Genomic DNA, 14,739 nt, shown 5'->3' with positions numbered 1-14,739 from the left:
AGTAGGATTTAAAACATTTAGCCTGAAACTATAGTAGAGAGAAGTGAGGGGTTGGATAATTCCCCTCACTTGATCCAAAGAAAAATCGAAATGCGATTTGTTATCCATATTATCTTGATTACCTTGTAGGGCAATGCACAAGTGACAATCGGCAGGCTCTAGAGGGTTATCGGTGATAATAAATCTTAATATTGGATGGCTTTTATAAACGCCAACCGATTTGAGTGAACATGTTATATCTGCAGGTGTTTGTAAATTTACCTAGCTAGCCTTTAAAAGCCTATGCAACTGCGGAGTAAAGCTCTTAGATGCTTAGCCAGAACACTGACTAATAAATCTTTTTCAGGCAGCTATTTCAAATATTAACTGTGCTGTATTGACGTATTACCGGTCAGCTATTGGTGCGTCAATTCGTCTTATTACCACGACATCTCTAGCTAGAGAATCATAACTCATCAATCTAACTTGAATTCAATATCTTGATAAATTTTAATCAAAAAAAACCCCCGATATCGGGGGTTTCAAATTTAACAATCTAATTGATTAGAATTTTTGCGTGTAGCTTACATAGAAGAAGCGACCTGGTGTGCGGTATGCTGGGTCGTATGTATTAGCAAAAGCAGAGTACGCTTTTGGTGGCTCTTTATCTAATAAGTTACGGATACCCACAGTCACGGTGCTGTTATATGGTGTATACCAGCTACCTTGAGTATCAAAATAAACTGTTGGGCTAAGTGTATTTTCTGGTTGTAACACATCCTTCGTCACTTCCACATCTGTTGTACCTGGGATTAGACGGTAAGTGTTACCAGTGTTATCTGGATCTGAACATAAGTTTTTAAGCTCAGGTTGGTTTAGACCATTTGCTGCTGAAACAATACCCGCACAGCTTTCAACCAATTTTGATAAATATTGCGCAGTTATTGAAGCAGCAAAATCATCATTACTCCAAGATAACGTTAAGTTAGATTTTAATCTGTGGTTTGAACCACCACCTGACGCGCCTGAACTTAAGCTACCCGCACTATTACCACCAGAGATACTTAAATCTTTACTTAATTCGCCTTCTTTTAACTTACCAATATCACCATCAAAAATAACATAAGCCGTATCTGAGTTAACACGCCAGTTACCCATGTCATTAGTGAAACGATAATCGATGTTAAAATCTAAACCTTCACGGTGGTTACCACCTAAGAAGTTCATTGTAGTACTAACAATTCGACTTATTTCGCCAACATTACCATTTAAAGCACCGGTAAAGTCACGTGTAATCAAGTTACAATCTAAACCTTGTTGATAACAGCGATTTGCAATAGAGGCCGCAGAACGTGAACCGATAAAGTTCTCGATTTCAATGCGGTACCAGTCAACACTCACACCCAGACCTTGAATCGACTCTGGGCTATATACAAAACCTAAAGTGTATGATTTTGATGTTTCAGGTTGTGTATCTGGATTACCACCTACGATAGCGCGAAATTGTGGATCTTGTTGTACAAATGATGTTGAAACACCCGCAGCAGCACAACGTTCACGAACAGCTGGAATCGTCTTGTATGAAGAAGAAGTAATGCTACATGGATCTGTTGCACTTGGACGGCTATCACTTTGACCTTGATATAAATTACTTAATGATGGCGCACGGAAACCTTGGCTCACGCTTGAACGTACAAGTAATTCAGAACTTGGGCGATATGATAATTTAGCACTTGAGTTTGTTGTTGTACCAAAGTTTGAATAATCAGAATAACGCGTTGCTAAACCAAGCTCTAACGACTCTACAAATGGCATATCGGCTAGTAAAGGAATATTCGCTTCTGCATAATATTCACTTAAGTTAAAGCCACCTTTTGTTGGTGTAGAAGCGTTATCTCCTAGCACTTGACCTAACACAGTTAACGGCTCTGGTGAGTCAAAACCTGATTCGCGACGGAATTCAGTACCAACAACAACGCCCACTGGACCTGCTGGTAATTCAAACAACTCAGTACCAATATTGGCGGTGTAATCCCACATTTTGGTATAAGTGATGTCACGTGGTGATACTGTTAAATAATCGATCATTCCTGGTGTAACGCCATCTGGACCACCAAAAATATTAAATGGCACACAACCAGAAATTACTTTTGACGCTGTACCACAACGTGCAATACCATCGCTATCAATGAATGAAGCACCTAAAGCTTCCGCTACACGTCCAGAGTGGAAGAAACCATTTTTAAGCAAAATTACATTGTTATCAGCATAAGTAGCTGAAGCATCCCATGTAAAATCACGGCTTAGCGCATTAAAATCACCTTGAAGACCAGTGCTAAAACGCCATGTTGTTGCTGATGCAGAGTAAGCACGTGGAGCAACGATCGGTCTAAAAGAAGCGCCGGTAATATCTTGACCGAATGGGTTATAAACGCTGTCTTTTGATACAACCATACCACCTAAAGGCTGAGCAGCTAACTGTGCATTAGAAGTACGCTCATTGTACATTGCTTCAACAGTCCAAAGCACATCATCATAAACTTCATAAGATGCTTGACCATAGAGTGCTAATGTTTCAGACGGCTGTTGAATAAAGTTAACTGGTGCATAGTTATAACCATCAGTTGTTGAGTCATAAACTTTAAAATCACCAATTTGGCCTGCACACGATTGATTAGGCAAACAACCTTGCGCATCTTGCTTAAGAGTGTAACGCTTATTACCTTGGCCATCTAAATTAACATTGAAACCGCCATATGGCGTAGTCGGGCTTGCGCGACCACCTGAACCAGAAATGTTTGCTGGTAAACCATAGATAGGTACTGACGAAATCTCACGATCGCCACCCATGATAGCTTCTTGCTTCGTGTAACTCACGTTAACTAACGCACTACCTTTATCGCTTGTGCTACCGAATGTAGCTGAATAGCTTTCACGGCGACCATCACCTTCTGATGTTTCACCCACGTAAGCTTTAACTTCTGCGCCATCGAAATCGTTACGTGTAATAACGTTTACAACACCACAAATTGCATCTGTACCATAAACTGATGATGCACCATCTTTTAATACTTCAATCGTTTTAACAGCAGCAAGTGGAATAGTTGATACGTCAACATTACCACCTAAACCACCAACCCAACGGCGGCCATTTACTAATACTAAGGTACGAGCTGAACCACAGTTACGTAAGTTAACTGTTGAACTACCAGATGTATTACCGTTGTTTGTTTGTAAACCTAATGAAGCACCATTAGTTGAAATTTCTTTTAAAACGTCATTCAGGCCACTTAAACCTGAACGATCAATATCTTCAGTCGTGATTGTAAGTACTGGTTGCGCTGTTTCCATGTCTGTACGCTTAATACGAGAACCAGTCACTTCAATACGCTCTACTGCTTTAGCGCCTTCTTCAGCTGCGTGCACGTTTACTGCAACACCTGATAGTAATGTTGAACCAACAGCTAAATGTAACGCTGATAGCTTAAATCTATAACTTAATTTAGACACAGACTTTCTCCCTGGAGTTTTCATTATTATTACAATTGTTTAGCGATTACTTATATAAACTTACAATTGCTAGGTTGCCAAACTAATGAGGTATTGTAATTGTATCTACTTTAATTACATAAGAGGCGGCAAACTCAACTCAAGCGGATGACATTAAGGGATAAGAAATCACTTTGTAACAGATTAACAACTCATTAAAAATAAAGCGGTATAATGCGAGTATTCACTTTCATTTTGTTACAATCGTTTACTCAAATGACATAATTTTTAGTTTATCTTATTTCCTAATTCGGTATATTTCGACTGGTTATTTTTGGTCTTATTAAAGGAACTAATTTCATGCGTAAATTTAGTGTCGTGATCGCAGCAGGTGCTGAACCAATTCGTCGTCATATTATTGATTTTTTGAAACTACACCCAGAGTTCGAAGCATTGGCACTTGCTTTTGATAGTTTAGAAGCAAAAGAGATCTGCCAATCGATGCAAGCTGATGTCCTTTTTATCTGTAGCGAATTAATTAAAAGTCAAGGTCACCACCTACACAACTTACCAAGCTATACACATGTAGTGTGCTTTTCTAATACCAGTGATTTTGGCGCAACCGCATTTGAGCTAAACGCTGTAGACTTCCTGATTTGCCCTGTAACAGAAGAGCGGTTCGAAAAGTGTATCGCTAAACTCGCGATTCAATTAGGCGCCGTTGATTTATCACCCTTACAGCAAATTGAGCACATGCTTAAGCAGATGCAAAGTCAACCCACCATTAAAAAAGATCCTCTCATTGTCAAAGACTCAGGCCGAATTAGAATTATTGAAGCAGATGACATTATGTGGGTAGGTGGAGCTGGAAATTATGTCGAGTTACACTTGGTCGATGATGAGCGACCACTCCTTCATCGTGAAACCTTAAATACAATGGAAAAAAAGCTAAGTGCATTTGGCTTTATACGCATTCACCGCTCTGCAATTGTAAAAAAACAATCTATACGCGAACTAAAACCGACCGATAATGGTGATTATTTGATCACGTTACGTAATGGTAAGTCACTTAATTTATCACGTCGCTATAAAGAGTCTATGGTAGGAATATTGATATAATAAGGTCAGCGCCCATTAATAACTTCCCTAGCCTGATACTCATTCGCAAAACAAGTCCAATTATACGAGCTAACTTCAGTTTTTTGCACTTTGGATGAGATTATTCAACCTCTCTTTTTACCCTAACGGTCTGACAAATAATATGATATTGTTACTATGCTCGTTACTGACCTGTTGCAGAATCGGCCATTGGTTTTTTAAAGTATTTAATACCCATCGGACAGTTAAGGTTTCCAATGAAAAAAATAATTGTAATGTGTTTTGGTTATTTACTGACGCTTTCTGCCTGTAGCGTTACCACTCCCGAGCATACCAACAACCAAATTCAGACCATGACTCAAGCTGAGCAAAAACTGGCTGAAATAACAAAAGACAAGAGCTGTGATGCAAGCTATCAATGCAGAGTATTACCATTAGGTGAAAAAGCATGCGGTGGTGCAAGTGGGTATTTAATATTTTCAAGTAAAAACACATCGATTGAACAAGCTGAACATCTCGCATCTGAGATCACCAGCTTCGAGCAAATGTACAACAAAAATAATCAGGCCCTTGCAACGTGCCAAAATATACTTGCCCCACAAACTCTGTGTATCAGTAATATTTGCCAAGAATACAAATTAATTAAACCATAATTACCATGCTATTTTTGAGCAGCATGGTAATTATCGATTGGTCTATTCTAATTCAACACTTACGATATTTTTTACGCCTCTTTGCAGTACAACTTCACCACTGGCGTAAAATTTATCAAGAGCCGCAAATTTTAAATAATAACGACCACTGTTAACGGGTTCTGCTACTTGAGCTTTTAGATAATCAGGTTTATTTGCTAATTCACCGTTCGCTTCTACTTTAAAAATAGCACCTATGGCCTGATTTAATGAGGTACCCGATTCTTGATGACGTGCGACCACTTCAATTTCGGTCATACCCGTACTACTTGGCTGCTGTGCAACACTCAAGCGACCGCGCTGTTGATCACTTCGTACCGCACTATCCAAAAAATCATCTTCATCTGGCGTATTTGCAGCCACCCCAGCAAATGCACTTGCTATCATACTAATGCCATTTTGCACTGAATTATTAACACAACCGGTATCGCCTAAGGCCTTGTAAGTTGGATCATCAAGGGTACCATTGACTGTCAAACTTGATTCTTGCTGAAATCGCTTAATCGCAGCAACGGTATTAGGTGTATATTTTCCTGCAGCTTCTTGATCGTCAATATAGCCAAGGCAATTTAGCTGAGCTTGCGCCATAGAAACTTTAACAGAATCAAACGAACCAACACGATTTTTACTATGGCCCACTAACTCATCATCGCGTGTTGAACCCGATGGTGGAGCTGAGTTAGCGTACTGTTTTTTTTCCACGACCTGAGGTGCTACAGCTCCTGCAACTAAGCTGTTATCTTGATTATAACGATAATAAACCTCTGGAATTTGCGTCAGAGTGAACTCAACCGCTTTTTGTATAATTTCTCGCAGTGCTTTTTCTTTTGGCGTATTGGACCACGCACTTAGATTCCCTCCAACAATTGAACTACCAAAATTGGTCGCTGCAGCCGTCAAGTCAAAGTCTTTACTGCCACCTTCAACGGTTGTTGCAGCCAAAATGCGTGAAGTGCGTGTATCAATTAAGCGCAAGTCAATTGCCATATGTGTATTTGAAAGCCCTGCTGACACAGACTGCACCATATCACCTAAAAAACCACCTCCACCTAAACTGCCCCCTGATGCTTTATCATCAAATTCAGTAACAGAGGCAACAATAACAATTTCAGCACCTTCAATTTCACCAAATGCAGCACCCGAATTAGCATTAACGCGCCCAGCGGTCACTAAATCTTGCTCAGATAACACCGCATCTAATGCTTGCCTTTCTAATACAATAAAACGATTAGTACCGACCAATGCGGTGGTTAATTGATCAGACATACCATTGCCAATTTCTTTTGACCACCAATGGCTATTATTTGATTGATCAGTAAATCGCGACACTGCAATACGTGCTTTTGCACCATTATATTGCTGTTGTTGAACTTGGTTCACATTCGGTGTGTTGGTATTTGAAGTAACTTGAGTTGAAGTACTTTGACAAGCAACCAAGCTCGTGATGGCTGAGGCTATTAATAGCGGACGAAAATGACGTATTTGCACAAATATTCCTTTTTCTTATTCAAACGCAAGAAAGCTGAAGCAAGTCACCCCAGCTGGTACAATAGGAATAATTTATAAGAAACAGTGCCTTGCAAGTAGTACAGAAACGAAATTATTTTGCACTGCAACGAAAAGTACCTAATTCAACACACTTTGCTGCTGCAAATTTCGATACTGCTTTGCCGACATACCCGTTGTTGCTTTAAAGCACCGTGCAAAATAACTTTGTGAATTAAAGCCACTTGATTGAGCCACAACACCAATGGCCATATCTGTATCAGCAAGAAGAACTTTGGCTTTCTCCAATCTAAACTCACGTACATAATCCATTGGACTCATTTCAAATAATGCTTTGGTTTTATTTTGCAGTGTCCGCTCGGTAAGATGAAGGTAACCCGCCAATTGCTCCAGTGATAACGCAACATCACTAAAGTGCACGGCTAATACGTCGTTTAATTGTGAAATGAACTGGCTATCTCGGGTGGAAAAACGGGCTTCATTATCGGTCTGAACAATCATAGTTCCTGATAGGCTCATTGCTAAATTACTGCGCTTAATCAGAGAGCGCAAACTCAACAAATTATTCACTCGACCTAACAAGACATCTTCTTTAAAAGGTTTAGCTAAAAACTCATCGGCTAATAAATCAAAACCTTCTTTTCGCATTACAGGGCTATCGTAAGCCGATAAAATTAAAACTGGAATATGACAGGTTTCAAGTTCACTGCGTAATTGTGCCAAAAACTCAAAACCCGACATAATGGGCATCATCACATCACTTATCACTAAGTCAGGAGCTATCGCTGCAACTTGTGCCAAGCCCACTTCACCATTCGCTGCCACAAAACAGCTAAAATACGGTTCAAGTATCGACACCAAATAACGCCTTAGTTCAGTATTATCTTCGACAATGAGTATTTTAAATTCAGGCTCTAACGCTTTTTTAGAATCTAGCGCGCTGATTAAATAAGAATTTTCCTCTTGCTCCACTACCTTACTTGCGATTGGTAATGAGACAGTAAAGACGCTGCCTTGACCCTTTTCACTCTTGAGGGTAATCGCGCCTTGATGCCCTGTTACGATATCTTTTACAATTGCCAAACCCAAGCCAAAACCGTCTTTACCTTCACTCAAACGTCCTCGTTTGCCTGACTCGAAAATAGCGTCGAGTTCATCCTCAGCAATACCTACCCCAGTATCACGAATAATTAAATCGCAAAACCCATCGTTTAACCTTAGTTGCACTTCAACCTCACCACCGGACCCAGTGAATTTAATCGCGTTATGAAGCAAGTTCGACAACAGTTGATCAGCGGCGTCTGGAATAAAATCCACAACGCACTTTGGCGATTCAGCTAGATTAAAAAGCAGCTTAACCTGATGCTGCTCAGCCAACACAGCAAAACTTTGCAAGTGGCTGACGATAAGCGCAGACAACTCAACGGGTTGAGGTGTACTCAGCTCATTTCGTAATGATTGATGCGTTAGCACATTATTAACCAGTAGCAAAAGCCGCTCGGCATTTCGCGCAATGCCTTTTAGGGCAACCTGATCGGTTGAGTGTGTATGGCGTGCAATAAGACCTGCTAACGGGCCCAATATTAGCGTTAAAGGTGTTTTGAATTCATGAGAAATAGTTGCTAAAAAGGTATCTTTAGCAGCAATTAACTGCAAACTATGCTGTTTTTCACGCTCAGCAAGCTTACGGCGATAAATCAACCAAAGCAGCAAAAATAATACGCTCGTAATTACAGTAAAATAAACACAATACGCCCACCAAGTCAGCCAAGGCGCTGGCTTAATAAGGATGTTGAGTTGCTTTTCGCTCCCCCACTGACCATCTTGAAAACGCGCTTTAACACCAAATTGATAGGTACCGGCGGGCAAGTTTGTATAAGTTGCAAAACGTTTTTGATCTGAAGTATAAAGCCAATTTTGGTCAAAGCCGCGTAGTTGATATGCATACTCAAGGGGTTGAGGGTCCAAAGATTGTGCTGAAGTAAATTCAAAACTAAAGAGCGTATCACTGTGTGTAAGTTCAATATCCCTCATGCTATTTATATGCTTTTCAAGATAAAAATCGCCTTCACTCGATGCTTGATGCACTTTAACTTCTTGGTTTATTAACAAAAACTTAGTTAGATGTACGCTAGGCGGCGCTTTCGCAGGAGTAACTGCTATGGGGTCAAATTCATTAAAACCGTTTACGCCTCCAAAATACAAACGACCGTTACTATCTTGATAAGATGCCCCCAAAATAAAAGAGCGGTCTTGTAACCCAGCTTCGGCTTTTATATGACTAATCGATAAATCAGATTTATTGATACGCATTAGGCCATTATTTGAACTTATCCATAAAAAGCCTAAGTTATCTTCTTCAATGGCAAAGATATTTTCATCTATTAAGCCTTGCTGTTCAGTCAATTGAATAATATCGTCATTGGTAGGATCTAACCGATTCAAACCGCGCATGGTACCAATCCAAATAAACCCATCATTATCTTGATGTAAAGCAGTGACCATGTTTGCAGTTAACTGATCGCGACCTTGTTGATAATGCTTAAACCCTGAGCCATCTTGCTTCATAAGATTTAAACCAGCACGAGTGCCAACCCAAATTTGATTACTCCTATCTTTTAATATTGAAAAAACAACATTATCGCTCAAGCTATTAACCTGATTTTCATCATGTTGATAATGGCGGCTGCTATCTGTTTGTGGATCAAATAAGCTTAAACCTGAATTACTACCCAACCATAAGCGCTGTTCATCTGCAGCGGTTATCGCGTAGATGCGATTTGAAATTAGGCTATCATTGCGTGTTAAGTCGTGATGATAGCGAATAAAACTGTCCGAGTTAGTGTCATACCGCGCCAAACCACCACCATAAGTGCCCAACCAGAGCCCATGACTTGCTGATGAAAATAATGCAAATACATTGTCAGCAGGCAATGACTTAATTTGTTCCTTTTGATGAAAATAGCGCTGATACTGAGCTTCTCCTGACAATTGTTTATTTAACCCCTCACGAGTTGCAACCCAAAGGGTATTGTCATGATCACGAGTAATTGCACGAACAAAACTATGACTGAGTGAATCAGCTAAATCTGGGATGTTTTTTTGATGATGAAACAATTGCCGAGTGGGCAAAAAACGATTGACGCCCCCACCATCTGTTCCAATCCAAATATTCTTTTTAGAATCTTGGTATAACGATAAAATGTAATTATTAGATAGACTATTTTTTTCAGTTGGATCATATACATACTGCTGTTCAAGCTCACCACTAAAGTTATAGCGGCTAACACCTGCACCGTAGGTTCCCAGCCAAATCCCTGTTGGTGTATTTAATACACTGGTGCCCCACTGATTTGACTTTACTGGCATATTGAGATGTTTAATGACTTTACGAGATGCATCAATGCGAACACTGCCACCTCGACCAGTGACCCAAAGTGTACCGTGTACATCTTCTGCAATCGCCCAAACCGCTAAAGTATCTAAGGCGTCATTGTTCTTCTCGACAGAGAAACGTTCTATTGTCTGAGTGCTGTTATCCAAATAATAAAGACCGCGTGCGGTTCCAAGCCATAGCACATCATTATGATCTTTCACTAAAGATCGAATTTCTCGTAACGGTGCAAGATTGCTGTTAAAGACGGTGACATCCATCGTAGTTAAATCTAACCGATTTAGACCGCCATTACTGGTACCAATCCATAAAAACGAGTTATCAACTAACAAAGACAATAAATTATCATCATTAAGCTGAGCATTGTGTGAGTGGGTATCATATGAAGTAAAGAAGCTAGTCTGTGCATCGTATCGGTTGAGCCCTGTGGTCGCAGTTGAGAACCAAAGATTGCCTGCATTATCGTGTGCGCAAGCCGTAATCCAATTACCTTGAATTGAGCCACCATAATCAGTTGGCTTGAATTTTTTTGCACCATAGCCATCCATTTGATTGAGCCCGTTTTGCGTACCAAACCAAACAAAACCAAAAGAATCCTCAATACTACATGTAATACTGTTTTGTGAAATGCCATGCTCAACGTTATAACGATCAAAATAGGCGGTGTCAGTCAGTACAGCGGTCGATAAAAACGGACACAACAGAAGAAAAAGACAAAAAAGCAAAGAAATGAATGATGACATCGTTATCCTTAAGTCAATCACACCTTAGTAAGGCGATTAAATAGAAACGATATAACTATTTAGAAACAGATTCAATGAGTTGAGACTATTTATAACTTCAGTAAGTAATCAAGTATTTATTTAACCACAGTTCTAGATAAGAGGTTGAACAACGCATTAAATTAACATTAAACTTTACAGTGTTGAAAAGGGCTGCGTGAGATTGGTTTATTATTCAATATTGAGGTTATTTACTCAGTTTTTTAAAATGGACAATTTAAAACGCACATAGCAAAAAACCCGCTGCATTGCTGCAACGGGTTTCTCTTATTAGGAGCCTGGCGATGTCCTACTCTCACATGGGTAACCCCACACTACCATCGGCGCTGTTTCGTTTCACTACTGAGTTCGGAATGGGATCAGGTGGGTCCAAAACGCTATTGTCACCAAGCAAAATTTTGTCTGGAACAAAATTTAACGCACTTTAGTGCGGCCCGTTAGGGTCAACGCCATGGAAGGTGTTGATAAATTCAGAACCATAAATTCGGAAGGCTGATATTCAATTCGTCTACTTTAGTTCTATCTAACTTCTTGCTATTCATCAGTGCTTCATACAAACCACTTTGGTGTTGTATGGTTAAGCCTCACGGGTAATTAGTATTGGTTAGCTTAACGCCTCACAGCGCTTCCACACCCAACCTATCAACGTTGTAGTCTCCAACGGCCCTTCAGAGAGCTTATAGCTCTAGTGAGAACTCATCTCGAGGCTCGCTTCGCGCTTAGATGCTTTCAGCGCTTATCGATTCCGAACGTAGCTACCGGGCAGTGCCATTGGCATGACAACCCGAACACCAGCGGTTCGTTCACTCCGGTCCTCTCGTACTAGGAGCAACCCCTCTCAATTCTCAAACGCCCACGGCAGATAGGGACCGAACTGTCTCACGACGTTCTAAACCCAGCTCGCGTACCACTTTAAATGGCGAACAGCCATACCCTTGGGACCGACTTCAGCCCCAGGATGTGATGAGCCGACATCGAGGTGCCAAACACCGCCGTCGATATGAACTCTTGGGCGGTATCAGCCTGTTATCCCCGGAGTACCTTTTATCCGTTGAGCGATGGCCCTTCCATTCAGAACCACCGGATCACTATGACCTACTTTCGTACCTGCTCGACTTGTCCGTCTCGCAGTTAAGCTTGCTTCTACCATTACACTAACCGTACGATGTCCGACCGTACTTAGCAAACCTTCGTGCTCCTCCGTTACTCTTTAGGAGGAGACCGCCCCAGTCAAACTACCCACCAGGCACTGTCCGCAATCCCGATTAGGGACCTACGTTAGAACATCAAAACTACAAGGGTGGTATTTCAAGGACGACTCCACAAGAACTAGCGTTCCTGCTTCTAAGTCTCCCACCTATCCTACACATGTAGGTTCAATGTTCAGTGCCAAGCTATAGTAAAGGTTCACGGGGTCTTTCCGTCTAGCCGCGGGTATACGGCATCTTCACCGCAAATTCAATTTCACTGAGTCTCGGGTGGAGACAGCGTGGCCATGATTACGCCATTCGTGCAGGTCGGAACTTACCCGACAAGGAATTTCGCTACCTTAGGACCGTTATAGTTACGGCCGCCGTTTACCGGGGCTTCGATCAAGAGCTTCGCGTTGCCGCTAACCCCATCAATTAACCTTCCGGCACCGGGCAGGCGTCACACCGTATACGTCATCTTGCGATTTTGCACAGTGCTGTGTTTTTAATAAACAGTTCCAGCCACCTGGTTACTGTGACTGCCAACAGCTCCGGGAGCAAGTCCCTTCACCGTCAGCAGCGTACCTTCTCCCGAAGTTACGGTACTATTTTGCCTAGTTCCTTCACCCGAGTTCTCTCAAGCGCCTTAGTATTCTCTACCTGACCACCTGTGTCGGTTTGGGGTACGATTCCACATGAACTGAAGCTTAGAGGATTTTCCTGGAAGTATGGCATCAACAACTTCACTACCGTAGTAGCTCGTCTCGTATCTCAGTCTTAAGGAAACCCGGATTTACCTAAGTCTCCAACCTACTTACTTTCACATGGACAACCAACGCCATGCCTGCCTAGCCTGCTCCGTCTCCCCATCGCATTCATGTCGAGTACGGGAATATTAACCCGTTTCCCATCGACTACGCGTTTCCGCCTCGCCTTAGGGGTCGACTCACCCTACCCTGATTAACATGGGATAGGAACCCTTGGTCTTCCGGCGTGGGAGTTTTTCACTCCCATTATCGTTACTTATGTCAGCATTCGCACTTCTGATACCTCCAGCAACCCTCTCGAATCACCTTCAACGGCTTACAGAACGCTCCCCTACCCCGCATACAAAGTACGCAGGCGCATCTTCGGTGGTATGTTTAGCCCCGTTACATCTTCCGCGCAGACCGACTCGACCAGTGAGCTATTACGCTTTCTTTAAAGGATGGCTGCTTCTAAGCCAACCTCCTGGCTGTCTGGGCCTTTCCACATCGTTTCCCACTTAACATACACTTTGGGACCTTAGATGGCGCTCTGGGTTGTTTCCCTCTTCACGACGGACGTTAGCACCCGCCGTGTGTCTCCCGGATAGTACTTTACGGTATTCGGAGTTTGCAAAGGGTTGGTAAGTCGGGATGACCCCCTAGCCTTAACAGTGCTCTACCCCCGTAAGTATTCGTCCGAGGCTCTACCTAAATAGATTTCGGGGAGAACCAGCTATCTCCCGGTTTGATTAGCCTTTCACTCCTAGCCACAAGTCATCCCCTAACTTTTCAACGTTAGTGGGTTCGGTCCTCCAGTTGATGTTACTCAACCTTCAACCTGCCCATGGCTAGATCACCGGGTTTCGGGTCTATACCTTGCAACTATACGCCCAGTTAAGACTCGGTTTCCCTACGGCTCCCCTAATTGGTTAACCTCGCTACAAAATATAAGTCGCTGACCCATTATACAAAAGGTACGCAGTCACACCACGAAGGTGCTCCTACTGCTTGTACGTACACGGTTTCAGGTTCTATTTCACTCCCCTCACAGGGGTTCTTTTCGCCTTTCCCTCACGGTACTGGTTCACTATCGGTCAGTTGGGAGTATTTAGCCTTGGAGGATGGTCCCCCCATATTCAGTCAAGATAACACGTGTCCCGACCTACTCGATTTCATTTACTATAGATTTTCATGTACGGGGCTATCACCCTGTGCCGCTGTCCTTTCCAGAACATTCCACTAATCACAAATAAACTTAAGGGCTGCTCCGGTTTCGCTCGCCGCTACTTCCGGAATCTCGGTTGATTTCTTTTCCTACGGGTACTTAGATGTTTCAGTTCTCCGCGTTCGCCTCATATGGCTATGTATTCACCATATGATACCTATAAATAGGTGGGTTTCCCCATTCGGAAATCCTAGTCTCAAGCGCTTTTTACTAGCTTGACTAGGCTTATCGCAAGTTAATACGTCCTTCATCGCCTCCAACTGCCAAGGCATCCACCGTGTACGCTTAGTCACTTAACCATACAACCCAAAATAGTTTGAATTATATATAAAGGACTGATTTAAACTTCGCCAGAAGTTAAATATTGAATACTAAAGTAGACACCAATCACATCTTTCGATGCAAATGGCATAATTTTACTTTTGAAAACTCTTTCAAATCTTTCGATTCAAAGAATTTTTTCTATCAGCTTTCCAAATTTTTAAAGAGCATGAGAATAACTTCTCAAATCTAACCATACTTAATAAAGTATTTTTAGTTTTGAAAAGTAGAAGTGGTGGAGCTAAGCAGGATCGAACTGCTGACCTCCTGCGTGCAAGGCAGGCGCTCTCCCAGCTGAGCTATAGCCCCACTAAATT

Annotated in this window: 5 protein-coding genes, 1 tRNA gene and 2 rRNA genes; 2 read left to right on the top strand and 6 right to left on the bottom strand. The window is 41.9% G+C overall.

Going from position 1 to position 14,739, the window contains the following annotated elements:
• Positions 1–543: 543 nt before the first annotated feature.
• The gene (locus tag AC3KZC_RS00640; RefSeq protein WP_490578358.1) at positions 544–3,489 is read right to left on the bottom strand and encodes a TonB-dependent receptor domain-containing protein; all 2,946 of its coding nucleotides are present in this window, start codon (positions 3,487–3,489) and stop codon (positions 544–546) included.
• 339 nt (positions 3,490–3,828) lie between these two features.
• On the opposite strand from AC3KZC_RS00640, the gene AC3KZC_RS00635 reads away from it, so the two are divergent.
• Both AC3KZC_RS00635 and AC3KZC_RS00630 read left to right on the top strand, forming a co-directional pair.
• The gene (locus AC3KZC_RS00635; protein ID WP_490578359.1) at positions 3,829–4,587 is read left to right on the top strand and encodes a LytR/AlgR family response regulator transcription factor; all 759 of its coding nucleotides are present in this window, start codon (positions 3,829–3,831) and stop codon (positions 4,585–4,587) included.
• Positions 4,588–4,823: 236 nt separating this feature from the next.
• Positions 4,824–5,219, top strand: a complete 396-nt coding sequence (locus tag AC3KZC_RS00630) for a hypothetical protein (protein WP_490578360.1) — start codon at positions 4,824–4,826, stop codon at positions 5,217–5,219.
• A gap of 42 nt (positions 5,220–5,261) precedes the next feature.
• Here AC3KZC_RS00630 and AC3KZC_RS00625 read toward each other — a convergent pair whose 3' ends face one another.
• The 5 genes from AC3KZC_RS00625 to AC3KZC_RS00605 all read right to left on the bottom strand — a co-directional run bounded on the left by AC3KZC_RS00625 (position 5,262) and on the right by AC3KZC_RS00605 (position 14,731).
• On the bottom strand, positions 5,262–6,746 hold the full coding sequence (locus tag AC3KZC_RS00625) for a CsgG/HfaB family protein (RefSeq protein WP_490578361.1): 1,485 nt from the start codon (positions 6,744–6,746) through the stop codon (positions 5,262–5,264).
• Between the two features lie 138 nt (positions 6,747–6,884).
• Positions 6,885–10,901 carry a hybrid sensor histidine kinase/response regulator transcription factor gene (locus AC3KZC_RS00620; protein ID WP_490578362.1) on the bottom strand — a complete coding sequence of 1,339 codons (4,017 nt, stop codon included), beginning with the start codon at positions 10,899–10,901 and terminating at the stop codon, positions 6,885–6,887.
• A gap of 315 nt (positions 10,902–11,216) precedes the next feature.
• Positions 11,217–11,331, bottom strand: a 5S ribosomal RNA gene (gene rrf / locus AC3KZC_RS00615).
• A gap of 182 nt (positions 11,332–11,513) precedes the next feature.
• A 23S ribosomal RNA gene (locus AC3KZC_RS00610) occupies positions 11,514–14,400 on the bottom strand.
• Positions 14,401–14,655: 255 nt separating this feature from the next.
• Positions 14,656–14,731: transfer RNA gene (locus tag AC3KZC_RS00605), tRNA-Ala, on the bottom strand.
• Positions 14,732–14,739: the final 8 nt, after the last annotated feature.

The sequence above is a fragment of the Pseudoalteromonas sp. J2K-J031 genome, from assembly GCF_058197095.2.
The sequence above is the reverse complement of the archived record's forward strand: the minus strand, read 5'-3'. Positions and strand labels throughout refer to the sequence as shown.

What these genes read in the sequence shown, in the direction of transcription:
- AC3KZC_RS00635 (WP_490578359.1), top strand. Translation starts at nt 3,829, where the DNA reads ATGCGTAAATTTAGTGTCGTGATCGCAGCAGGTGCTGAACCAATTCGT.
- AC3KZC_RS00630 (WP_490578360.1), top strand. Translation starts at nt 4,824, where the DNA reads ATGAAAAAAATAATTGTAATGTGTTTTGGTTATTTACTGACGCTTTCT.
- AC3KZC_RS00620 (WP_490578362.1), bottom strand. Translation starts at nt 10,901, where the DNA reads ATGTCATCATTCATTTCTTTGCTTTTTTGTCTTTTTCTTCTGTTGTGT.